Here is a 22,996-nt window from a genome sequence, read left to right on the forward strand (position 1 = left end):
CTTGCCCCACTGACGGCCGTCGCGATATCCCGATCACGGAACCGACCGTGGGGAGATCGACATGAACGTCTCGGACAACTACCGTGACGCGTGGGAGAGTTACTGGCGCGAGACCTCCGACGCGACGGGCGAGGCGATCTGGGACTCCGATCCCTCCCTCACCGCCGAGCCGCACAGCGAGCTGCTCCTGCCCTATGCGGACACCGCGCGCACCATCGTCGACCTGGGCTGCGGCAACGGCACCCAGACCCGCTACCTCGCCACCCGGTTCGCCCGAGCCGTCGGCGTCGACCTCTCGCCCGCCGCCATCGAGCACGCCCGCCGCGCCGGCCACGGCGACACCGTCGAGTTCCAGCAGCTCGACCTGACCGACACCGACGCCGTACGGGCCCTGCACGAGCGGCTCGGCGACAGCAACGTGTACATGCGGGCCGTCATCCACCAGAGCGAACCGGACGCGCGTGCCGCGGTGGCCGCCGCGGTCGCCGAGATCATCGGCACCGAGGGACGCGCCTTCGTCGTCGAACTCACCTCCGGCTCACGCGATGTCCTCAAGCGGGCGGCCACCGGCCCGGACGGCCCGCCGCCCAAACTGCGCCGCGTCTTCCACCACGGCCTCAAGCCCGCCGACGCCGAGGACGAGGAGATCCCCCAGCTGCTCGGCAAGGCCGGCCTCAAGGTCCTGGCGAGCGGCGAGACGACCCTGCCGCAGACCGAGTACCACGCCGACGGCACCCGCATCGACCTGCCGGCGCGCTGGTTCGTCCTGACCGGAAAGTAAGCAGCCCCGTCACGGCCGGAACGGGATGGTCCGGCCGTGACTAAGCCGTGTCCCTTAGGTGAAGATCCCTCCGATAGCATTCCCCTCGCTGATTCACCCGAAGGTGTAGAGGGGGGCCCTTAGCCGTGACCGTCCGTACGGCCGAAGTACGCAGCCGAGGGCGGCGGCGTGCTCCGCGCTCCGGGCGCCCGAAGGCCCCCGCAGGGCTGCTGCCCACGCCCCCCGACGAACGGGAGAAGTACAGCTACGTCAAGCGCCACACCTGGGTGCTGACGTCCAGTTCCTTCCTCGGCTTCGCCTGTGTGCTGTACAGCCAGGCCGACACCGCCCGGCACAGCGGGTGGATCTGGGTGTTCGCGCCCACCCTGCTGCTGGCCGTCGTCGGCTTCCTCATATCCCTGCGCCTGGAGGCGTTCGCGCCCAGCTTCGACCTCAAGGGGCACCGGCGTCTGGTCCGCCGCTGGCAGCCGCAGCACCACCCGAGCGTCGACGTCTTCCTGCCGGTGTGCGGCGAGCCCCTGGAAGTGCTGCACAACACCTGGCGCCACGTACGGATCCTGGCCGACACCTACCCCGGCCGGGTCGAGGTCCTGGTGCTCGACGACGGGGACAGCGCGGAGGCGGCCGCCATGGCCGCCGACTTCGGCTTCCGCCACCTGGTGCGGCCCAACCGGGGCTGGATGAAGAAGGCCGGCAACCTCCGCCACGGCTTCGAGAACTCCTCCGGCGAGGCGATCCTCATCCTGGACGCCGACTTCGTCCCGCGCCCGGACCTGCTGCACGAGCTGATGCCGTACCTGGACGACGACCCGCGCTGCGCCATCGTCCAGTCCCCGCAGTTCTTCCGGGTGCTGGACCAGCAGAACTGGATCGAGCGCGGCGGCGGCGCCGTCCAGGAGCTGTTCTACCGCTCGGTGCAGGTCTCCCGGCAGCGCAGCGACGGCTCCATCTGCGTGGGCTCCTGCGCGGTCTACCGGCGCGCGGCCCTGGACGAGATCGGCGGCACCAGCCTCATCGAGCACTCCGAGGACATGCACACCGGCTTCGACCTGCGGGCCCGCGGCTGGGACCTGCGCTACGTACCGCTCGCGCTGTCCACCGGCATCTGCCCCGACACCGTGGGCGCCTACTACAACCAGCAGTACCGCTGGTGCATGGCCTCGATGAGCATGCTCGGCAGCCTGCGCGACTTCTGGCAGGTGCGGATGCGCTTCGCCAGCCGCCTCTGCTACATGTCCGGCTTCATCTACTACATCGAGACGGCCCTGCTCACCTTCACCACCCCGCTCATCGCGCTGACCCTGCTGATCCACTACCCGGACCAGCTGCAGGCCACCAACTACTGGATGGTCCTGCCCAGCGTGCTCTACCTGACCGTGGTCTACCCCCTGTGGCACCGCAACCCCTACCGGCTGGAGGCCTGGGCGACCCGGGTGATGTACGGATGGGCGCACGTCTTCGCCATCTGGGACGTCGTACGCCGCCGCCCGATGGGCTGGCAGCCCACCGGATCCAGCGGCGCGAAGAAGAACAAGACCCGCCGCTTCTGGGGCGGGATGTGGCTGTGGAGCGCCCCCACGGCCGTGCTGTGGCCGGTCCTCGCCGTGTGGCGCATGAACGGCGCCCACCCGGAGAACTTCGCGCTGATGCTGGCCCTGGGCCTGTTCTACGCGGTGGCCGTCGGCCGGGTGCTGATCCAGCCGAAGGAGGTGACCGAGTGAAGGCCACCGCCCTCGCCCGGACGCTGGCGGCCCTGCTGACCGGGATCCTCTGCCTGGCGGGCTGCGTCAGCTCCGGCCCGGCGCCCATCGGCGCCGGCGGCAACGGCGCCCAGCCGGCCGCGACCGGGCCCGGCGGCGCGTCGTACGTGCCCGCGCAGCCCTACGACGTCACCCCGCTGTTGCACCCCAAGGCCAAGTACTTCGGCGCCACCTTCGACGGCGTCCCCAAGGACCTGAGCCCCGTCGCACGCTACGCCTCCCAGGTCGGGCGCACCCCGACGATGCTGGAGTACTACCTCGGCTGGGGCGACGAGCTGCAGACGGACCAGACCGAGGCCGTGTGGGAGAACGGCCAGCTGCCGTACATCGCCTGGGAGCCGCACAAGGCCACCCTCGCGCAGATCGCCGACGGCAGCCAGGACGCGTACATCGTCAGCACCGCCCGTACGCTGCGCGCCCTGAACGTGCCCGTGGCGATGAGCCTGGCCCACGAGATGAACGGCGCCTGGTACCCCTGGGGCACCAAGGGCGCGACCGCCGCCCAGTTCGTCAAGGCCTGGCGCCACGTCCACGACGTCTTCCAGGACGAGGGCGTCTCCACCGTCATCTGGGTCTGGAGCCCGAACATCATCAACCCGGTGCCCCAGGTGGCCCTGAAGCCGTACTACCCCGGCGACGGGTACGTCGACTGGATCGGCGTCGTCGGCTACTACGCGCGCACCGGGGCCCAGGACTTCCAGACCCTCTTCGGGCCCACCTTCCGCCAGATCAGGACCTTCACCCAGCGTCCCTTCCTGCTGGCCGAGACGGGGGCCCAGCCCAATCCGCGCAAGAGCGCGCAGATCACCGAACTGCTGAAGACCGTCGCCACCCGCAGCGACGTCGTGGGCTTCATCTGGTTCGACCTGAACAAGGAGACGGACTGGCGGGTCGACAGCAGTCCCGAGACGCTGGCCGCGTTCCGCACGGCAGCCCGGAACCACCGGTACGACCTCGACTTCGCCGCCCTGAAGTAGCCGAAGCAGACGAAGCAGAAGAAGCAGACAAGACAGAAACCACGATGACCTACACGGAGCACCCGCGGCCGGTGCACGACGAGACCCTGCAACTGCGGGTCCTGCCGCCGCCCCCGGCCGAGGCCGACCCCGGCTTCTCCTTCGTCGAGCAGCCGCTGCCCGGCTGGACCCTGCCGCCGGTCGCCGAGATGGGCTGGGCCGCGGACACCGGACGGCGGCGCCGCATGGTCGGCCGCGTGCTGCTCGCCGTGATCCTGCTCGTCCAGGCCGCGCTCTCGCTGCGGCTGGCCAACTCCGCCTTCGAGGACGAGGCGCTCTACGTCTACGCGGGCCACGTGGAGATCGGCCACCTCTTCTACGGGGCACCCGACTACGGCGGCTTCGACAGCTACTTCTCCGGCGCGCCCGTCCTGTACCCGGTGCTCGCGGCCGCCGTGGACTCCGTCCTCGGTCTCGCCGGGGTCCGCGCGCTCAGCCTGCTGTTCATGCTGACGGCCACCGCCTGTCTGTACGGGCTGACCCGGCGCCTGTTCAACGAGCGCGCGGGTCTGTGCGCCGGCGCGCTGTTCGCCGTCTCCATGCCGACGCTCTTCCTCGGCCACTTCGCCACCTACGACGCCCTGGCCGTCTGCCTGCTGGCCCTCACCGCCTGGCTCCTGGTGGTGGTCGCACCGCGGCACTGGCTCCTGGCCGTCCCCGTCGGGCTGGTCGCCGCGCTCGCGGTCGCCGTGAAGTACGCCTCCGCGCTGTTCCTGCCGACGCTGGTGCTGCTGTTCGTGCTGGCCGCCTACCGGCACCACCATGTGCGCCGCTCCCTGCTGCGCGGCGCGCTCTTCAGCGTGGCCACCATCGGCGCGCTCCTCGGCGGCCTCGCGGCCAGCGGCTATCTGACGGCGATCCAGAGCACCACCACGGCGCGCGCCCACGGGGACACGCCCGCCTGGCAGATCCTCCAGGACACCACCCGCTGGGCGGGGCTGCTGATCGCCGTCGCCCTGGTCGGCACGGTCACCTACGCCCGCACCGCCCGGCTGAGCGAGATCCCGGGGTGGCGGCGGGCCGTCCCGGGCCGGCGCTGGCGCACCTGCCTGGGCGTGCTGCTCACCGGCACGGCGCTGCTCGCGCCCGCCTACCAGATTCATCTGCAGACCGAGACGTCCCTGCAGAAGCACATCGGCTTCGGGCTGTTCTTCGCCGCGCCCATGGCGGGCGTCGGGATCACCCGGCTGATGGGCGCCCACTTCAAGTTCCCGCAGTGGGCCATCGCCATCGGGGTCGTCGCGCTCACCCTCGGCCTGAGCCAGTCCGCCGCCTACTTCGGCAGCTGGCCGGACACCCGCTACCTGATCCCGCAGCTCTCCTACACGGTGCGTCCGGGCCAGCACTGGCTGGGCGATCCGAAGGAGGGCCCGGTGTACTACCTCAGCCGTGAGCGCCGCTCCTCGTACCAGGACTGGACCTCCTTCTTCTTCATCGACTACAAGGCCCCCGACGGCCGCCACCTGTCGGGCGTGCCCGGCTACCGCGCGGCCGTCCGCGCGGGCTACTTCGACGGTGTGGTGCTGAACTACTCCGGTGGCCTGCCCGCGGCGCAGGAGGCCGTACGCCAGGAGATGCGCACCAGCGGCCGCTACCGCCTGACCAGTTCGCTGCCGTACCGGACGTCCACGGGCGGCGGGCACTTCGAGATCTGGGTCAGGCAGAGCGCCGGCCGGTCGTGAGGACGCGGCGCCGCCCCGTCGTGGCCTCGCCCGGTCGGGACGCGTAACGTGCCCGGCATGAAGATCCTGATCAGTGCGGACATGGAGGGTGCCACCGGCGTCACCTGGCCGGCCGACGTGCTCCCGGGCACCCCGGAGTGGCAGCGGTGCCGGTCGATGTTCACCTCGGACGTGAACGCCGCCGCGCTCGGCTTCTTCGACGGCGGCGCCGACCAGGTGCTCGTCAACGAGGCCCACTGGACCATGCGCAACCTGCTGCTGGAACGGCTCGACGAGCGGGTCGAGATGCTCACCGGGCGGCACAAGGAGCTGACCATGGTGGAGGGCGTGCAGCACGGCGACGTGGACGGCATCGCGTTCGTCGGCTACCACGCGGGCGCCGGCATGGAGGGCGTCCTCGCCCACACCTACCTCGCGAACCAGATCACCGGGGTGTGGGTGAACGACGTCCGCGCGAGCGAGGGTCTGCTCAACGCGCAGGTGGTCGCCGAGTACGGCGTACCGGTCGTGCTCGTCACCGGCGACGACCTGGCCTGCGAGGACGCGCTCGGGTACGCGCCCGAGGCGCTGAAGGTCGCGGTCAAGGACCATGTGTCCCGCTACGCGGCGGTGTGCCGCACCCCGGCCCGGACCGCCGCCGACATCCGCGCGGCCGCCAAGGAGGCCGCACAGCTGGCCGTCCGCCACGCGCCCGTGCACGGCGGGCCGTTCACCGTCGCCGTCGAGTTCGACGCCGAGCACCTGGCGATGGCGGCGACCGTCGTCCCGGGTGTCGCCCGTATCGGCGAGCGGAAGGTGGCGTACACCAGCGACACCATGTACGAGGGAATCCGGACCTTCAAGGCGGTCACCACGATCGTCTCGGCCGCGGTGGAGGAGCAGTATGGCTGACCAGCAGGCACTGGACGAGGTGGTCGAGTTCACCTCCGGTCTGATCCGGATCGACACCAGCAACCGGGGCGGCGGCGACTGCCGGGAGCGGCCCGCCGCCGAGTACGCGGCCGAGCGGCTGGCCGGGGCGGGACTGGAACCCCTGCTGCTGGAGCGGACCCCGGGGCGGACCAACGTCGTCGCCCGGATCGAGGGCATCGACCCGTCCGCCGACGCCCTGCTGGTGCACGGTCATCTGGACGTGGTGCCGGCCGAGGCCGCCGACTGGAGCGTGCACCCGTTCTCGGGCGAGATCCGCGACGGAGTCGTGTGGGGGCGCGGCGCCGTCGACATGAAGAACATGGACGCGATGATCCTCGCGGTCGTCCGCTCCTGGGCCCGGCAGGGCGTACGGCCCCGCCGTGACCTCGTCATCGCGTTCACCGCGGACGAGGAGGACAGCGCCGAGGACGGCGCCGGGTTCCTCGCCGGCCGGCACCCGGAGCTGTTCGAGGGCTGCACGGAGGCCATCGGCGAGTCGGGCGCCTTCACCTTCCACGACGGCGCCGGCCGGGAGATCTACCCCATCGCAGCGGGGGAGCGCGGCACCGGCTGGCTGAAGCTCACCGCGCACGGCCGGGCCGGGCACGGCTCCAAGGTGAACCAGGAGAACGCGGTGACCCGGCTCGCCGCCGCCGTCACCCGTATCGGCGAGCACGAGTGGCCGCTGAGGCTCACCCCGACCGTACGGGCCGCCCTCACCGAACTCGCCGCCGTCTACGGCATCGAACCGGACTTCGGCGACGTGGACGGGCTGCTGGACAAGCTCGGCCCGGCCGCCAAGCTGGTCGAGGCGACCGTCCGCAACAGCGCCAACCCGACCATGCTGGACGCCGGTTACAAGGTCAACGTCATCCCGGGCGAGGCGGTCGCGTTCGTGGACGGACGCTATCTGGCCGGCGGCGAGGAGGAGTTCCGCGCCACCCTGGACCAGCTGACCGGGCCGGACGTGGACTGGGAGTTCCACCACCGGTCGGTCGCGCTGCAGGCGCCCGTCGACTCGCCCACGTTCGCCGGGATGCGGGCGGCCGTCGAGGAGTTCGCGCCCGAGGGACACGTGGTGCCGTACTGCATGACCGGCGGCACGGACGCCAAGCAGTTCTCGCTGCTCGGCATCACCGCCGCCTACGGATTCGCTCCGTTGAGGCTCCCCGAGGGCTTCGACTACCAGGCGATGTTCCACGGCGTCGACGAGCGCGTCCCGGTCGAGGCGCTGCACTTCGGCGTCCGGGTCCTCGACCGCTTCCTGCGGACGGCCTAGGCGATGGGGGACGAGGTGCACCAGCAGGCGTACGGTTCCTGGCCCTCGCCCATCGACGCGGCGCTGGCCGCCGCGCACGACGGGCACCCGGAGTGGGTGGGCTTCGTCGGGGACGAGGTGTGGTGGACCGAACCCCGGCCCGCCGAGGGCGGGCGCCGGGCCTTGGTGCGGCGTGGCACGGACGGTGCGGAGGAGTCGGTGCTGCCGGCGCCGTGGAACGTGCGCAGCCGGGTCATCGAGTACGGCGGCCGGCCCTGGGACGGCGTGATGCGGGACGACGGACCCCTGGTGGTGTTCACGCACTTCGCCGATCAGCGCCTGTACCGGTACGAGCCCGGCGGCGAGCCGCGCCCGCTGACCCCCGTCTCGCCGGTGGGCGGCGGGCTGCGCTGGGCGGAGCCGCAGGTGGACCTCGCCCGCGGCGAGGTGTGGTGCGTGCTGGAGGAGTTCACCGGGGACGGTCCGGACGACGTACGGCGCGTCCTGGCCGCCGTACCGCTGGACGGCTCGGCCGCCGACGACCGGGCCGCCGTACGCGAACTCACCGACGGCCGGCACCGGTTCGTCACCGGACCCCGGGTCTCGCCCGACGGGCGCCGGGCCGCGTGGCTCGCCTGGGACCATCCGCGGATGCCGTGGGACGGCACGGAACTGCTCGTCGGCGAGGTCGGTGACGACGGCACACTGCATACCGTCCACACGGTCGCGGGTGGTCCGGAGGAGGCCGTGGCCCAGGTGGAGTGGTCCGCGGACGGCCGTCTTCTGTATGCGAGCGACCGCAGCGGCTGGTGGAACCTGTACCGGGACGGCACCCCGCTGTGCCCGCGCGAGGAGGAGTTCGCCGGGCCGCTGTGGAAGCTCGGACTGCGCTGGTTCGCGCCGCTCGGCAACGGGCTGATCGCGGTCGTACACGGTCGAGGGTCGACCGTATTCGGGATACTGGATCCAGAATCCGGCGAGGTCGTCGACGCCACCGGACCCTGGACCGAGTTCGCGCCCAGCCTCGCGGCCCACGGCGGACGCGTTGTCGCGGTGGGCGCCGGCCCGCGCACCGGATACGAAGTGGTCGAGCTGGACACCAGCAGCGGACACGCCCGCGCGATCGGCGCCCGGCACCGGGATCCCGTCGACCCGGCCTACTACCCCGAGCCGCGGATCCGCACCTTCACCGGACCCGGCGGCCGCGAGGTGCACGCCCACGTCTACCCGCCCCACCACCCCGGCCGCACCGCCCCGGACGGCGAGCTGCCGCCCTACGTCATCTGGGCGCACGGCGGCCCCACCAGCAGGGTGCCGCTCGTGCTGGACCTGGAGATCGCCTACTTCACCTCGCGGGGCATCGGGGTCGCCGAGGTCAACTACGGCGGCTCCACCGGATACGGCCGCGCCTACCGGGAGCGGCTGCGCGAGCAGTGGGGCGTGGTCGACGTCGAGGACTGCGCGGCCGTCGCCCGCGCCCTCGCCGAGGAGGGCACCGCCGACCCGGGCCGGCTCGCGATCCGGGGCGGCAGCGCCGGCGGCTGGACCACCGCCGCCTCCCTGACCACGACCGACGTCTACGCCTGCGGCACCATCGTCTACCCCGTCCTCGACCTCGCCACCTGGGGGCCGGGGGAGACCCACGACTTCGAGTCGCGGTACCTGGAGTCGCTGATCGGCCCGCTCACCGAGGTACCCGCGCGGTACGCCGAGCGTTCGCCCACCGCACACGCCGACCGGCTCACCGTGCCCTTCCTGCTGCTCCAGGGCCTGGACGACGTGATCTGCCCGCCCGCCCAGTGCGAGCGCTTCCTCGCCGGGATCGCGGGCCGGGGGGTGCCGCACGCCTACCTCACCTTCGCGGGGGAGGGGCACGGGTTCCGGCGGGCCGAGACCATGGTGCGCGCGCTGGAGGCCGAGCTGTCCCTGTACGCTCAGGTGTTCGAGCTGGATGTTCCCGGGGTCCCGGAGTTGGAGCTGCGCACGTGAGAGAGCTGGTACGGCCGGCCCGGCTGGCCCCCGGGGCGCGCGTGGCCGTGGTGGCCCCCAGCGGGCCGGTGCCCGAGGAGCGGCTGCAGGCGGGACTGGACGTGCTGCGCGGCTGGGACCTCGACCCGGTGGTCGCACCCCATGTGCTGGACCGCCACGGGGAGTTCGCCTATCTGGCGGGCACGGACGCCGACCGTGCCGCCGACTTCCAGAACGCCTGGTGCGACCCGGCGGTGGACGCGGTCCTGTGCGCCCGCGGCGGGTACGGCGTGCAGCGGATGATCGACCTGCTCGACTGGGAGGCGATGCGCGAGGCCGGGCCGAAGGTGTTCGTCGGCTTCAGCGACATCACCGTCCTGCACGAGGCCTTCGCCGCCCGCCTGGGGCTCGCCACCCTGCACGGGCCGATGGCGGCCGGCATCGACTTCATCAAGAACGACCGGGCGCAGGAGCACCTGAAAGCCACGCTCCTCGCCCCGGAGACCGTCCGCACCATCGCCTCCGGCGGCACGGCCCTCGTCCCCGGCCGGGCCCGCGGGGTCACCCTCGGCGGTTGCCTGAGCCTGCTCGCTGCGGATCTCGGCACCCCGCACGCCCGTCCCTCCGCAAGCGGCGGGCTGCTGTGCCTGGAGGACGTGGGCGAGGAGACGTACCGGCTCGACCGCTACCTCACCCAACTCCTGCGCGCCGGCTGGCTGGAGGGGGTGCGCGGGGTGCTGCTCGGCTCCTGGGCGAAGTGCGATCCCTACGAGCGGGTGCGGCCCATGCTCGCCGACCGCCTCGGTCCGCTCGGTGTCCCCGTCGTCGAGGAGTTCGGCTTCGGGCACTGCGAGGGCGCGTTGACCATCCCCTTCGGTGTCGCGGCCGAACTCGACGCGGGCGCGGGCACGTTGACGCTGGACGAGCCCGCCCTGCGCTGAGATTCCCTGCTGAATCTCCGTCAAGAAACCACACGCAGGCCGATCGGCCAGGGTCCGACACGGGTCACAGCATGAGGACCGGCCGTTACCTACCGGCCGGTATCCGCGTTGCCTCGGTGTGGAGGTTTCCGTGCCCCGACGCCTGCCCAGATCCCGAGCCACGCTCGCTCTCGCCCTGGGCGCCGCGCTCACCGTCCCCCTCGCGCTCACCGCTCCCGCGGCCGCGACCGGCCCGTTCTCCGTCACCGCGCTGACGTTCACCGTCCAGGCGGGCGGCCGTACCTGCACGGTCGACGCCGACCTCTACCGCCCGGCGGGCGTGGACCGCGCCCACCCCGCACCCGCCGTGCTCGCCACGAACGGCTTCGGCGGGAGCAAGACCGACGGCTCGACCGACGCGATCGGCAAGGCCTTCGCCCGGCGCGGATACGTCTCGCTCGTCTACTCCGGACTCGGCTTCGGCCGGTCCGGCTGCCTCATCTCGCTCGACGACCCCGGAATCGACGGCACCGCCGCTTCCCGGCTCGTCGACTTCCTGGGCGGAAAGCGGGCCGCCGACGACGGCACCAGGGCCGACTTCGTCACCCTCGACTCCGCCGGTGACCCGCGCGTCGGCATGGTCGGCGGCTCCTACGGGGGTGCCATCCAGCCGGCGACGGCCGCCGTGGACCACCGGGTCGACGCGCTCGTCCCCCTGATCACCTGGAACGACCTCGCCTACTCGCTGGACCCGAACAACACCGCCGGCGGTGTCCCCGGCGCCTTCAAGTGGCAGTGGACCAACGGCTTCTACCTCATCGGCGAGAGCCGGCCGCTGACCGTGCCGAACCTGGACCCGTCCCGGATCAACTCCCTCGCCTGCCGTCACTTCGTCACCGAGGCCTGCGAGACGATCCGCACCCTCAACTCCGGCAGCTACCCGGCGCGCGCCACCGCCGAGCTGCTCGCCTACCTCCGCAGCGTCTCCCCGGTGTCGTACCTGAACCGGGTCGAGGCGCCCACCCTGCTGGTCCAGGGGCAGGCCGACAGCCTCTTCAACCTCAACGAGGCCACGGCGACGTACCGGACGCTCAAGGCCCAGGGCGTGCCCACCCGGATGATCTGGCAGTCCTGGGGCCACAGCGGCGGCATGACCGACCCGGCCGCCGGTGAACTCGACCTGACGCAGGGCAACTTGGAGTCCAGCTACGTCGGCCGGCGCATCCTCGCCTGGTTCGACCGCTACCTCCACCGGCGCCCGGACGCCGACACCGGCCCGGCCTTCGCCTACTACCGCGACTGGATCACCGACCCGAACCACACCTACGCCACCGCCGCCCACCTGCCCGCCCGCACCCGGAAGCTCTACCTCTCCGGCGACGGCAAGCTCGTCGACAACCGCGGGAAGGTGGCGCGAGGAAGCCGTACGTACCGCAACGGGCCACTCCCCACGAGCCATTCGGAAAGCCTGCTGACCGGGACCGTCGGGCTGCCGGACCCGGCGCCGTACGACACCGAGGGCACCTACCTGGGCTGGAGCAGCGCGCCGCTGACCCGCGCCACGGATGTCGTCGGCGCACCCCGGGCCGTCCTGAAGGTGGTGTCCCCGCAGGCCGAGCGGACGCAGCACTCGGGCAACGCCGCCGACAAGCTGGTCCTGTTCGCCAAGCTGTACGACGTCGCGCCCGACGGCACGCAGACGCTGGTGCACCGGCTCGTCGCGCCGGTCCGCGTGCCCGACGTGACCCGGAGCTTCACCGTGACCCTGCCGGGCATCGTGCACCGGTACGAGAAGGGCCACCGGCTGCGGTTCGTGATCGCGGCGAGCGACGACGCGTACTTCGGCAACCGGGGGATCAAGCCGGTCACCGTGGTCAGCGCGCCCGACGACACCGGGGTGCTGGAGCTTCCGGTGCTCGGCGGCTGAGTCCGGCCCTTAGGCTGGCGGGATGCCGCACACCGCATCCCGCTACCTCGCCGAAGGCCCCCGCGTGGGCATCCGCCCCTTCACCCTGGACGACGGCCCCGAGTTCACCGCCCGGGCCAGGGAGAGCAAGGACCTGCACCGGCCGTGGCTGTTCCCGCCGGACACCGACGAGGGCTACGCCGCCTACGCCAAGCCGCTCATCGAGGATCCGAGCAAGGCCGGGTTCCTCGTGTGCGAGAAGGACTCCGGGGACATCGCCGGGTTCATCAACATCAACAACATCGTCCGGGGCGGCTTCCAGTGCGGCGCCCTCGGCTACGGCGCCTTCGTGCACGCGGCGGGCCGGGGGCTGATGCGCGAGGGCCTCGACCTGGTGATCGGGTACGCGTTCGGGCCGCTGGGGCTGCACCGGCTGGAGATCAACGCGCAGCCCGACAACGTCCCCTCCGTCGCGATGGCGCGGGGCGCCGGCTTCCGGCTGGAGGGGTTCTCACCCGACATGATCTTCATCGACGGGGCCTGGCGGGACCATGAACGCTGGGCGCTCACCGTCGAGATGCGCGCCACGTCCGACCCCGCCTTTGCGCAATCCTGACCGGCAGCGCCCCTGGTCGACTCCGCGCACCGCGGGTTGCATGGTCATCGTGACGAGGATCCGACGTGAGGTACTGACCCTGCCCGCCGCGCAGTTGGGCCCCGACAACCCCCTGCCCCCGCTCCGGCCTCTCGACGATGGGGGCACCGCCCACGCCCTTGAGGCAGTGGGGGAGCACCGCATCGACGGCCGGGAGCGGGACGACATGCCCCGGGACATGGCCCGGCAGCTCGGCTACGAGCCGCTGCACAGCCTGTTGCCGGTGCGCGTCCGCGACGGGTACGGCAGAACCCGTGAACCCCGCGCCCTCGACGCGCTGGTGATCGAGAACGACCGGCTGCGCGCCACCGTCCTGCCCGGCCTCGGCGGCCGGATCGCCTCCCTGGTCCACCTGCCCACCGGACGGGAACTCCTCTACCGCAACCCGGTGTTCCAGCCCGCCGACTTCGCCCTCAACGGCGCCTGGTACTCCGGCGGCATCGAGTGGAACATCGGCGCCACCGGCCACACCACCCTGTCCTGCGCCCCCCTGCACGCCGCCCGCGTCCCCGCCCCCGACGGCGGCGAGATGCTGCGGCTGTGGGAGTGGGAGCGGCTGCGCGACCTGCCCTTCCAGGTCGACCTGTGGCTCCCGGAGGGCTCCGAGTTCCTGTACGTCGGCGTCCGGATCCGCAACCCGCACGAGCGCCCGGTGCCCACGTACTGGTGGTCCAACACCGCCGTACCCGAGGAGCGCCGGATCCTGGCCCCCGCCGAGGAGGCGTGGCTCCCCCACTGCCTTGAGGGCGTGGGAGGTACCCCCATCGGCTACGAGCGTCGGCTGCGCCGGGTGCCCGTGCCGTCGTACGACGGCATCGACCGTACGTACCCGCTGAACAGCCCCTACGCCGCCGACTACTTCTACGAGGTCCCGGACGGCCGGCGCCGCTGGATCGCCGCGCTGGACGCGGACGGGCACGGGCTGGTGCAGACCTCCACCGACGCACTGCGCGGCCGCAAGCTGTTCGTGTGGGGCAGCGGGCCCGGCGGCCGGCGCTGGCAGGAGTGGCTGACCGAGCCCGGCACCGGCGGCTACTGCGAGATCCAGGCGGGGCTCGCCCGCACCCAGCTGGAGCACGTCCGGCTGGAGCCGGAGAGCGAGGTGTCCTGGCTGGAGGCGTACGGCCCGCTCGACACCCCCGCCGAGGGCGCGTGGCCGGAGGTCGTCCGGGGCGCCGAGGAGCGGCTCGCCGCGGTGCTGCCGCGCGCCCGTGTCGAGGAGGCGCACGCGGCCTGGAAGCCGTACGCCGACACCGAACCCGGCGAGATCCTCGCCACCGGCTCCGGCTGGGGCGCGCTCGAAGTGCTGCGCGCCGACTGGAAACTGCCCGGCACCCCCTTCCCCGAGTCCACCCTCGGCGAGACACAGGCGCCCTGGCGGGAGCTGCTGCGCACCGGTTCCCTGCCCGAGCCGCGCCGGGTCCGCCCGCCCGGCGAGACACCGGTCGCCCCGCACTGGCGGGACATGCTGGAGACCGCGCCCGCCGACCCGCACACCGAGTACCACCTCGGCGTCGCCCAGTGGCACGCCGGCGACCGCGCCCAGGCGGTCCGCAGCTGGGAACGCGCCCTCCCGCTCGCCCCGTCCCTGTGGCCCCTGCTGCGCTGCCTCGCCGTGGCCGACCAGGAGTCCGGCCACCACGAGCGGGCCGCCGAACGGTACGCGGAGGCCTTCGACGACCTGTGCCGCGAGCGGCGCGACGACGGCGAGGCCTGGACGGCCGCCGTGGCCGCGCTCGGCCGGGAGGCCCTGGGGGCGCTGCTGCGGGCCCGGCGGACGGCGGACGCCCGCGCGGTGTGGGAGCGGCTGCTGCCCGCCGTGCGGCGGCGCGGCCGGTTCCGGCTGCTGGAGGCCGAGCTGCTGCTCGCCGAGGGACGGCGCACCGACGCCCGGGCCGTCTTCGACGCGGGCTTCGAGGTCGCGGACCTGCGGGAGGGCGCGGAGGTGATCGGCCGGCTGTGGGCCCGTCTCACCGACGAGCCCCTGCCCGCCCGCTACGACTTCCGGATGCGCCCGGACACGCCCTGAGAGCCTGAGTCAGCCGCTGTGGTCGACGTACTCGAAGACCGAGCCGTCCGGGTGCACCGCGAGCAGATTCCGGCCCACCGGCGTCGGCACCGGTCCCGCGACGATCCGGGCGCCCAGCTCCGTGAGCAGCCGGTGGGCCTCGTCCACGTCCTTCACGGCGATCGTGGCCGTCACCTTGCGCAGCAGCTCCAGCTCGGACTCGGGACCGCTCATCAGCAGGAAGGAGCCGATCGCGGCGACCTGCACGCCCCCGCGTTCGAACCGGAGCGCTCTGCCGCCCGCGAGACGCTCGTAGAAGGGGATCGCGGCTTCGAGGTCGTCGACGCAGATGCGCAGTGAGGCGCCCAGAATCTCCATACGGACGAGCCTAGTTGGGGCGGACGGGCGCGCACAGGCCAGGGCCGTGGCCGTCGCTGTTACGCATCGTGCCCGGTGGGTACCCGCAGTTCATGGAGCACTCGGATCACTTGGATCACCTGGAACATCTGGACAAGCACCTCGTCGAAGAGCTGGCTCAGGTGGCACGCGAGACGGTACGCGACGAGCTGCGCGAGCAGACCCGCAGGCAGCGCCGCACCGCCATGCTCTACGCCGCCTCGGGCGCCGTCGCCCTGTACGCGGGCGGCGCGCTCGCGCTCGCCCTGATCCTCGGCCTCGCCGCCGGCCTGCCCGGCTGGGCCGCCGCGCTCATCACCGCGGCGATCCTCGGCGTCATCGCCTACCTGCTGCGCGGCGCCGCCCACCCGAAGCACCCGCATGCGGCCGCCGTGGGTGAGGCCGCCGTCCCGCCCGGCACGCCGTACCCGCCGATGCCGTCCGAGGCCCCCCTCCGGCCGGGCATCGACCCCGAGGGCCCGCACCACCGGGCCTGACCCCCCACAGGGGGGAACGGGGGCCGCACCGGCGTCCGGGTGAGCTGAGCGGCGTTTGGGTGGCGCGGGGCCGGTTACGCGGAAAGCCTCGGAGGAGCCACACCGCCGGAGGCACACCGTGAGTCGACCACGCGTCGTGATCGTCGGCGCCGGTTTCGCCGGGTACCGGGCCGCCCGCACCCTCGCCCGTGTGACCCGGGGCCGGGCCCTGATCACCCTGCTCAACCCGACCGACTACTTCCTGTATCTGCCCCTGCTGCCCCAGGTGGCCGCCGGGATCCTGGAACCCCGCAGGATCACCGTGTCGCTGCCCGGCACCCTGCGCGGGGTGCGGCTGCTGCTGGGCGAGGCGCACCACGTCGACCTGGACGGCTGCACCGTCCACTACACGGACCCCGAGGGCGGCACCGGGACCGTCGGCTACGAGCGGCTGGTGCTGGCCGTCGGCAGCGTCAACAAGCTGTTGCCGATCCCGGGGGTCGCCCAGCACGCGCACGGGTTCCGCGCACTGCCCGAGGCGCTGTACCTGCGCGACCACGTGACCCGGCAGGTGGAGCTGGCCGCCACGGCCGACGACCCGGGGATCCGCGCCGCCCGGTGCACGTTCGTCGTGGTCGGCGCGGGCTACACCGGCACCGAGGTGGCCGCGCAGATGCAGCTGCTCACCGACAGCCTCGCGCGCCGGCATCCGGCGGGCGCCGGGCGGCCCCGCTGGATCCTGCTGGACACCGCACCGCGGGTGCTGCCGGAGCTGGACGAGCGGCTCTCCCGCACGGCCGGCCGGGTGCTGCGGGCGCGGGGCGTCGACGTACGGACGGGGACCTCCGTGAAGGAGGCCGGCCGGGACGGGGTGCTGCTCACCGACGGCGAGTTCGTCGAGTCGCGGACCCTGGTGTGGTGCGTCGGGGTCCGGCCGGATCCGCTGGTCGAGGCCGTCGGACAGCCGCTGGAGCGGGGCCGGCTGATCGTCGATCCCTACCTCCGGATGCCGGGGAGCGCGGATGTGTTCGCCTGCGGGGACGCGGCCGCCGTACCCGATCTGGAGCACCCGGGCGGGTTCACGCCGATGACGGCCCAGCACGCCTGGCGGCAGGGCCGGGTGGCCGGCGAGAACGTGGCCGCCTCGCTCGGCCTCGGCCGGCGCCGGCGCGCCTACCGCCACCGCGACCTGGGCTTCGCCGTCGACCTCGGCGGCGTCCGGGCCGCCGCCAACCCGTTCGGCATCCCGCTGTCCGGGCTGCCGGCCGGCGCGGTCACCCGCGGCTACCACCTGGCCGCGCTGCCCGGCAACCGCGTCCGAGTCGCCGCCGACTGGCTCCTGGACGCCGTACTCCCGCGCCAGGCCGTCCAGTTGGGGCTCGTCCGGTCCTGGGCGGTGCCCCTGGACACGGCGTCACCGGAGCACCCTCTCCCGCAACACCCCGAAGGAGTCTCATGAACACCGCCGAACTCGCCCAACTCGGCCAGCAGTTGCGCGTCGACAGTGTGCGGGCCGCCGCCGCGGCGGGCTCCGGGCATCCGACCTCCTCGATGTCCGCCGCCGATCTGATGGCCGTCCTGCTCGCCCACCATCTGCGCTACGACTTCGAACGCCCCGAGCACCCCGCCAACGACCGCTTCGTGCTCTCCAAGGGACACGCCTCGCCGCTGCTGTACGCCGCGTACAAGGCGGCCGGTGTCGTCGAGGACGGCGAACTGCTCACCTTCCGCAAGCTCGGCAGCCGCCTCGAAGGCCACCCGACCCCGCGCCGGCTGCCGTGGGTGGAGACGGCCACCGGCTCGCTCGGCCAGGGCCTGCCGGTCGGTGTCGGCATCGCGCTCGCCGGCAAACGCCTGGACCGCGTCGGCTACCGCGTGTGGGTGCTGTGCGGGGACAGCGAGCTCGCCGAGGGCTCGGTGTGGGAGGCCGCCGAACACGCCGGGTACGAACACCTCGACAACCTGACGATGATCGTGGACGTCAACCGGCTGGGCCAGCGCGGCCCGACCCGGCACGGCCACGACCTGGACGCCTACGCCCGCCGCTTCGCGGCCTTCGGCTGGCACACGATGGAGATCGACGGTCACGACGTCGACGCCATCGACCGGGCCTACGGCGACGCGCTGGCCCGGACCGGGCAGCCCACGGTGATCCTCGCCCGCACCCTCAAGGGCAAGGGCGTCGCCTCGGTCGAGGACCGCGAGGGCCTGCACGGCAAGCCGCTGCCCGAACCCGAGGAGGCCATCGCCGAACTGGGCGGACCGCGTGACGTGCGCGTCCGCGTCGGCGAGCCGCCCGCCGCCGCGATGCTCCGCTCTCTGACCACCGAGGTCGTCCAGCTCCCGCACTACGACCAGGGGGACGAGGTCGCCACCCGCGACGCCTTCGGCAAGGCCCTCGCGGCGCTCGGCACCGCCCGCGGCGACGTCGTCGCCCTGGACGGCGAGGTCGGCGACTCCACCCGTACCGAGGTGTTCGCCAAGGAGCACCCGGACCGCTTCTTCGAGTGCTACATCGCCGAACAGCAGCTCGTCGCCTCGGCCGTCGGCATCGCGGCCCGCGGCTGGGTACCGTACGCCGCCACGTTCGCGGCGTTCTTCACCCGCGCCCACGACTTCCTGCGGATGGCCTCGATCAGTGGCTCCGGCATCAACCTGGTCGGCTCGCACGCGGGGGTCGCGATCGGGCAGGACGGGCCCTCGCAGATGGGCCTGGAGGACCTGGCGATGTTCCGGGCGCTGTACGGCTCGACCGTGCTCTACCCGTGCGACGCCAACCAGACCGCCCGGCTGGTCGCGGAGATGGCCGCACTCGACGGCATCCGCTATCTGCGCACCTCGCGCGGCGCGACCCCGGTGATCTACGGCCCCGAGGAGGAGTTCCCCATCGGCGGCAGCAAGGTGCTGCGCTCCGGCGACCAGGACCGGCTGACCGTCGTCGCGGCCGGCGTCACCGTGCACGAGGCGCTCGCCGCCGCCGACCGGCTCGCGGAGGAGGACATCGCGGTGCGGGTGATCGACCTGTACTCCGTCAAGCCCGTCGACGTGGCGACCCTGCGCCGGGCCGCCGAGGAGACCGGCTGTCTGGTGACCGTCGAGGACCACCACGAGCAGGGCGGCCTCGGCGACGCCGTCGCGGAGGCGTTCGGCGACGGCCGGCCCGCACCCCGCCTGGTCCGGCTCGCGGTACGCACCATGCCGGGCTCGGCCGCGCCCGACGAACAGTTGCACGCGGCCGGCATCGACGCCCTGGGCATCGCGGCCACGGCGAAACTGCTGGTCGAGGAGGCGATCGTGCGCTGAGCGAGGCACACCGATCCGCCCAGGAGGCGGCCGAGCCGCCGAAGGAGGCTCCATGCCCGGACTGCGCTACGTCTACGCCGTCTGCCGCCCGCCCGGAGCGCCGCTGCAGGCCCAGCTGACCGGCATCGGCGGCGCCCCGCCGGCGTTGCTGCACCACCACGGGCTGGTCGTGGTCGTCAGCACGGTCCCGGAGGGCGACTTCGGCGAGGAGGCCCTGCGGGCCCGCCAGGGCGACCACGACTGGCTGGCCGCGACCACCCGCGCCCACCAGGGCGTGATCGACGCGCTCACCACCGTCACCACCCCGCTGCCGCTCAGGCCCGTCACCGTCTTCCGGGACGACAGCGGGGTCCGGACGATGGTCGAGGCCCGCGAGGACGACTTCCGGCGCGTCCTCGACCGGCTGGAGGGCCGGGTGGAGTGGCGCGTCCAGGCCCACGCCGACCGCGCCGGCAGCGGGCCCGATGCGCCCGCCCGGGCCCTGCACGAACGGCTCTCCCGGCACGCCGAGGACTCCCGGCTGCAGCCACCGCAGCACGCCCCGCCCGCCGCGGCGCCGGGCCGGCCGGTGCTCGACGCGGCCTACCTCGTGCGCCGGGCGGACTCCGAGGAGTTCGTGGAACTGGTGCGGCGTACGAAGGCCGAGGTGCCCGGACTGAGGGTGCACCTCACCGGGCCCTGGGCCGCCTACTCGTTCTCCGGGGAGTTCAGCGGGGACGAGACGTGACCGCCGCTTCCTGGCGTTCCTATCGCTCCTGGCGTTCCTTGCGGCACAGGATCTCCCCGTGCAGGACGGTGAACCAGCCGTCCTCCCGCCGGCCCCACTCCCGCCACGCCTCGGACACCGCCCGCAGGTGCTCCGGCGTGGCGTGACCGCCCTGCGTGGCTCGGTCGGCGTAGGCCGAGGCGAGGGTGCGGTCCGCCCACAGCCCGCTCCACCAGGCCCGCTCCTCGGGCGTGGCGAACGTCCAGGTGCCGGAGGTGGCCGTGATGTCCCGCAGGCCCGCGGCCAGCGCCCAGGCCTTCAGCCGGCGCCCCGCGTCGGGCTCTCCGCCGTTGGCCCGGGCGACCCGCCTGTACAGGTCCAGCCAGTCCTCCAGCCCCGGCACCGCCGGATACCAGGTCATCGCCTCGTAGTCCGCGTCGCGTACGGCGATGAAGCCGCCCGGCTTCGTCACCCGGTGCATCTCGCGCAGCGCCTGCACCGGGTCGCCGACGTGCTGGAGCACCTGGTGGGCGTGGACCACGCAGAAGGTGTCGTCGGGGTAGTCCAGGGCGTGCACGTCGGCGACCGCGAAGTCCACGTTGGCCAGACCGCGTTCGGCCGCGGCCTTGCGGGCCTGGTCCAGGATTCCCGGGGCGTGGTCCACGCCGGTGACATGGCCGTCGGGGACCAGTTCCGCCAGGTCGGCGGTGATGGTGCCCGGGCCGCAGCCGATGTCCAGGATCTTCATGTGCGGCTTCAGCGAACCGAGCAGATAGGCCGCGGAGTTGGCGGCGGTCCGCCAGGTGTGCGACCGCAGTACCGACTCGTGGTGGCCGTGCGTGTAGACGGCGGTCTCCTGCGTTTTCGGCATGGCTGAACTCCCCTGTTCGACGTCCTGTCGCTACGCCTCACCGTATGCCTGCATGTCGAATAATGAGACCTGTGTTTTGCCATGTGGACTGATGGAGCGTCAGAATCCGTACAGTGGGCGGTACACCGTGAGCGCCTCGGGGAGCTTTTCCAGCGTCACTTCGCCCGCGATCTCGGTGACTTCGCCGTCATAGGCGAGAAGGGTGCCGGGCGCGACACCCGCGAGGTGCAGACGGCTCACCTGGACCGCCGCATGCGCGGGGGAGCGGGTCAGCGGGCCGGCCAGCGCCGCCGCCAGCAGACGCAGCGCGGGGCGGCGGCCGCCGTGCACCACCCGCACGTCGAGCTGCCCGTCGGCCAGGTCGACGCGGCGGCCGGGGGCGAGGCCCATCCGGTGGTAGGTGCCGTTGCCGGCGAACAGCAGCCACAACGGGCGTACCTGGCCAAGGAACTCGGCCTGCATCGGATGCCCGTGCGCGCGCAGCACGCGCAGCGCCGCGAGCACCCCGGCCGGCCAGCCGCCGATCCGGCGCGACCAGTGCTCCCGCTCCCGCACCAGCTCCGGGTACACGCCCAGGCTGCACGTGTTGAGGAAGATGCCCCACCTGGCGCCGCAGGTGAACCGGCCGACGTCCACGCGCACCGCCTCGCCCCGCCGGACCGCCCGCGCCAGGTCGCTGCCGTCCTCCACGCCGAGGTCGTGGGCGAAGTGGTTCAGGGTGCCGCCGGGCAGCACCGCGAGGGGCAGGCCGTGGCGCAGGGCGACCTCGGCGGCCGCGTTCACCGTCCCGTCCCCGCCGCACACACCGAGCACCCGCGCACGGGCCGCCGCCTTCTCCAACTCGGCCGGCACATCGTCCGGTTCGCACTCGACGACCTCGGTGAGCGGCAGGCCGGCGCGCAGGGTGCGCACCCGGTCCGCGGTGCCCGAGCCGGAGTTGGCCACGACGACCAGCCCCGCCCCGTCGGGCAGCGCCGGGACCTCGGCGCGGGGCCGGGCCGGCGGCACGACCTGGGCACGGGTCGGCACCATGCCCCGTACGGCGAACGCGGCACCCGCGCCCAGCACCGCGCCCGCGAGCACGTCGCTCGGGAAGTGGACGCCGGTGTAGACGCGGGAGAGCGCGACGGACCAGGCCACGGGAGCCACCGCCGCGCCCCACGCCGGTGACTCCAGGGCGACGCCGGTCGCGAACGCGGCCGCCGACGCGGAGTGACCGGACGGGAACGACGTGGTGATCGGCAGCCGCTTCAGGTGCCGGACCGGCGGGACCGGATCCAGGACGGGCCGTGGACGGCGCACCGAGCGCTTGCCGAGCGTGTTGACGGCCAGCGAGGCCAGGCTCAGCGAGGCCAGCCCGCGGGCGGCCGCCCGGCGGGCCCGGGGCGTACGGCTCGCCGCCATCGCGGCCGCCGTCGCGAACCACAGGAGACCGTGGTTCGCGCTCCGGCTCAACCGTGGCAGCACGGGCTCGGCGAACGGCCAGTGCTGCTCGGCCGCGAACTCGAACAGCCGGCTGTCGAGAGCGAGCAGCCGGTTGCGCAGGGGATGGGGGCCGGGCTTCGCGACGGTGAGATCGACGTCTGGGCTCATAGGCTGCCGGGTACCCTGAACCGGACGTTTTCCCGACCGGCGGGCGATGATCGACACCCGGAGGGCCCCTGCCATGCGTCTGCTCCTCGTCCGCCACGGCGAGACCCCGTCCAACCTGGACCATCTGCTGGACACCGCCGTACCAGGAGCGGGCCTGACCCCGCTCGGCGAGGCGCAGGCCGCCGCCCTGCCCGCGGCGCTCGCGGACGAGGACATCGAGGCCCTCTACGCCTCCACCCTGCTCCGCACCCGGCTCACCGCCGCCCCGCTGGCCGCCGCCCGCGGCCTGGAGGTGACCGTCCGCGACGGCATCCGCGAGATCTCCGCCGGCGACCTGGAGATGGTGCCCGGCGACTCCCCGCAGGGCGAGCGCTACATGCGCACGGTGTTCGCGTGGGCGGCCGGGGACACCGCGCTCAGGATCCCCGGCGGGGAGAACGGCGAGGAGGTCCTGGACCGGTACGACGCCGTGATCGCCGAGGCCGCCGGGAGCGGCGCCGGGACCGTCGCGATGATCAGCCACGGCGCCGCCATCCGCATGTGGACCGCCGCCCGCGCCGACAACGTCGACGTGGCCTTCGCCGCCGCCCGCCCGCTGGCCAACACCGGCGTGGTGATCCTGGAGGGCTCCCCGTCCGACGGCTTCAAGGCGCTGTCCTGGGCCGGCGCCACGGTCGTACCGGCGGGCGAGGGCGGGCCGGCCGGCGCGCCGCTGGACACGGCGGGACGCATGGGCGGGGGACCGTCGGAGCCCGCATAAGCGTTTGCCCCAGGTCGGCGGCGCC

At 73.2% G+C, this 22,996-nt stretch carries 19 protein-coding genes; 16 read left to right on the top strand and 3 right to left on the bottom strand.

All coding sequences use genetic code 11. From position 1 onward, the window contains the following. Positions 1–61: 61 nt before the first annotated feature. The 11 genes from BEK98_RS35395 to BEK98_RS35445 all read left to right on the top strand — a co-directional run bounded on the left by BEK98_RS35395 (position 62) and on the right by BEK98_RS35445 (position 14,887). Complete coding sequence (locus BEK98_RS35395) at positions 62–781, top strand: class I SAM-dependent methyltransferase (protein WP_094220841.1); 720 nt, start codon at positions 62–64, stop codon at positions 779–781. Between the two features lie 125 nt (positions 782–906). Next, positions 907–2,502: a glycosyltransferase family 2 protein gene (locus tag BEK98_RS35400; protein WP_208643320.1), complete on the top strand. Its 1,596-nt coding sequence runs from the start codon at positions 907–909 to the stop codon at positions 2,500–2,502. Then, positions 2,499–3,518, top strand: coding sequence for a glycoside hydrolase family 26 protein (locus tag BEK98_RS35405; protein ID WP_094220842.1), 1,020 nt, complete (start codon positions 2,499–2,501; stop codon positions 3,516–3,518). Before BEK98_RS35400 ends, BEK98_RS35405 begins: the two co-directional genes overlap by 4 nt. A gap of 44 nt (positions 3,519–3,562) precedes the next feature. Continuing rightward, positions 3,563–5,239 carry an ArnT family glycosyltransferase gene (locus tag BEK98_RS35410; protein WP_244202112.1) on the top strand — a complete coding sequence of 559 codons (1,677 nt, stop codon included), beginning with the start codon at positions 3,563–3,565 and terminating at the stop codon, positions 5,237–5,239. A 57-nt stretch (positions 5,240–5,296) separates the two neighbouring features. Continuing rightward, entirely contained in the window at positions 5,297–6,130 is an 834-nt protein-coding gene (locus tag BEK98_RS35415; RefSeq protein WP_094220843.1) for a M55 family metallopeptidase, read from the top strand. Next, positions 6,123–7,430: a M20/M25/M40 family metallo-hydrolase gene (locus tag BEK98_RS35420; protein WP_094220844.1), complete on the top strand. Its 1,308-nt coding sequence runs from the start codon at positions 6,123–6,125 to the stop codon at positions 7,428–7,430. The genes BEK98_RS35415 and BEK98_RS35420 overlap by 8 nt, the downstream gene beginning before the upstream one ends. 3 nt (positions 7,431–7,433) lie before the next feature. Then, entirely contained in the window at positions 7,434–9,398 is a 1,965-nt protein-coding gene (locus tag BEK98_RS35425) for a S9 family peptidase (RefSeq protein WP_094220845.1), read from the top strand. Then, complete coding sequence (locus tag BEK98_RS35430) at positions 9,395–10,318, top strand: S66 peptidase family protein (RefSeq protein WP_094220846.1); 924 nt, start codon at positions 9,395–9,397, stop codon at positions 10,316–10,318. Before BEK98_RS35425 ends, BEK98_RS35430 begins: the two co-directional genes overlap by 4 nt. Before the next feature lie 130 nt (positions 10,319–10,448). Further along, positions 10,449–12,224 (top strand): CocE/NonD family hydrolase, encoded by a 1,776-nt coding sequence (locus BEK98_RS35435; protein ID WP_094220847.1) that lies wholly within the window; start codon positions 10,449–10,451, stop codon positions 12,222–12,224. A gap of 22 nt (positions 12,225–12,246) precedes the next feature. Then, entirely contained in the window at positions 12,247–12,819 is a 573-nt protein-coding gene (locus BEK98_RS35440) for a GNAT family N-acetyltransferase (protein ID WP_094220848.1), read from the top strand. Between the two features lie 40 nt (positions 12,820–12,859). Beyond that, positions 12,860–14,887 carry a DUF5107 domain-containing protein gene (locus tag BEK98_RS35445; RefSeq protein ID WP_094220849.1) on the top strand — a complete coding sequence of 676 codons (2,028 nt, stop codon included), beginning with the start codon at positions 12,860–12,862 and terminating at the stop codon, positions 14,885–14,887. A gap of 9 nt (positions 14,888–14,896) precedes the next feature. Here the strand turns inward: BEK98_RS35445 and BEK98_RS35450 are convergent, their stop codons facing one another. Then, complete coding sequence (locus BEK98_RS35450; protein ID WP_094220850.1) at positions 14,897–15,244, bottom strand: VOC family protein; 348 nt, start codon at positions 15,242–15,244, stop codon at positions 14,897–14,899. A 92-nt stretch (positions 15,245–15,336) separates the two neighbouring features. On the opposite strand from BEK98_RS35450, the gene BEK98_RS35455 reads away from it, so the two are divergent. The 4 genes from BEK98_RS35455 (at position 15,337) to BEK98_RS35470 (ending at position 19,768) form a co-directional block, all read left to right on the top strand. Next, positions 15,337–15,759 carry a phage holin family protein gene (locus BEK98_RS35455; RefSeq protein ID WP_094220851.1) on the top strand — a complete coding sequence of 141 codons (423 nt, stop codon included), beginning with the start codon at positions 15,337–15,339 and terminating at the stop codon, positions 15,757–15,759. 118 nt (positions 15,760–15,877) lie between these two features. Further along, complete coding sequence (locus BEK98_RS35460; RefSeq protein WP_208643321.1) at positions 15,878–17,197, top strand: NAD(P)/FAD-dependent oxidoreductase; 1,320 nt, start codon at positions 15,878–15,880, stop codon at positions 17,195–17,197. Then, a complete protein-coding gene (locus BEK98_RS35465) occupies positions 17,194–19,041 on the top strand; it encodes a transketolase (protein WP_094220853.1) in 1,848 nt (615 codons plus the stop codon). The genes BEK98_RS35460 and BEK98_RS35465 overlap by 4 nt, the downstream gene beginning before the upstream one ends. A gap of 52 nt (positions 19,042–19,093) precedes the next feature. Then, positions 19,094–19,768, top strand: coding sequence for a GvpL/GvpF family gas vesicle protein (locus BEK98_RS35470; RefSeq protein ID WP_094220854.1), 675 nt, complete (start codon positions 19,094–19,096; stop codon positions 19,766–19,768). A gap of 19 nt (positions 19,769–19,787) precedes the next feature. Here the strand turns inward: BEK98_RS35470 and BEK98_RS35475 are convergent, their stop codons facing one another. Beyond that, the gene (locus BEK98_RS35475; RefSeq protein ID WP_094220855.1) at positions 19,788–20,618 is read right to left on the bottom strand and encodes a class I SAM-dependent methyltransferase; all 831 of its coding nucleotides are present in this window, start codon (positions 20,616–20,618) and stop codon (positions 19,788–19,790) included. 99 nt (positions 20,619–20,717) lie between these two features. Beyond that, positions 20,718–22,211, bottom strand: a complete 1,494-nt coding sequence (locus BEK98_RS35480) for a bifunctional phosphatase PAP2/diacylglycerol kinase family protein (RefSeq protein ID WP_094220856.1) — start codon at positions 22,209–22,211, stop codon at positions 20,718–20,720. 73 nt (positions 22,212–22,284) lie between these two features. Between BEK98_RS35480 and BEK98_RS35485 the strand changes: the two genes are divergently transcribed. Then, positions 22,285–22,971, top strand: a complete 687-nt coding sequence (locus tag BEK98_RS35485) for a histidine phosphatase family protein (protein ID WP_094220857.1) — start codon at positions 22,285–22,287, stop codon at positions 22,969–22,971. Positions 22,972–22,996 lie beyond the last annotated feature (25 nt).

The sequence above is a fragment of the Streptomyces diastatochromogenes genome (assembly GCF_002242805.1).
In the GTDB taxonomy this organism is placed as follows: Bacteria; Actinomycetota; Actinomycetes; order Streptomycetales; family Streptomycetaceae; genus Streptomyces; species Streptomyces diastatochromogenes.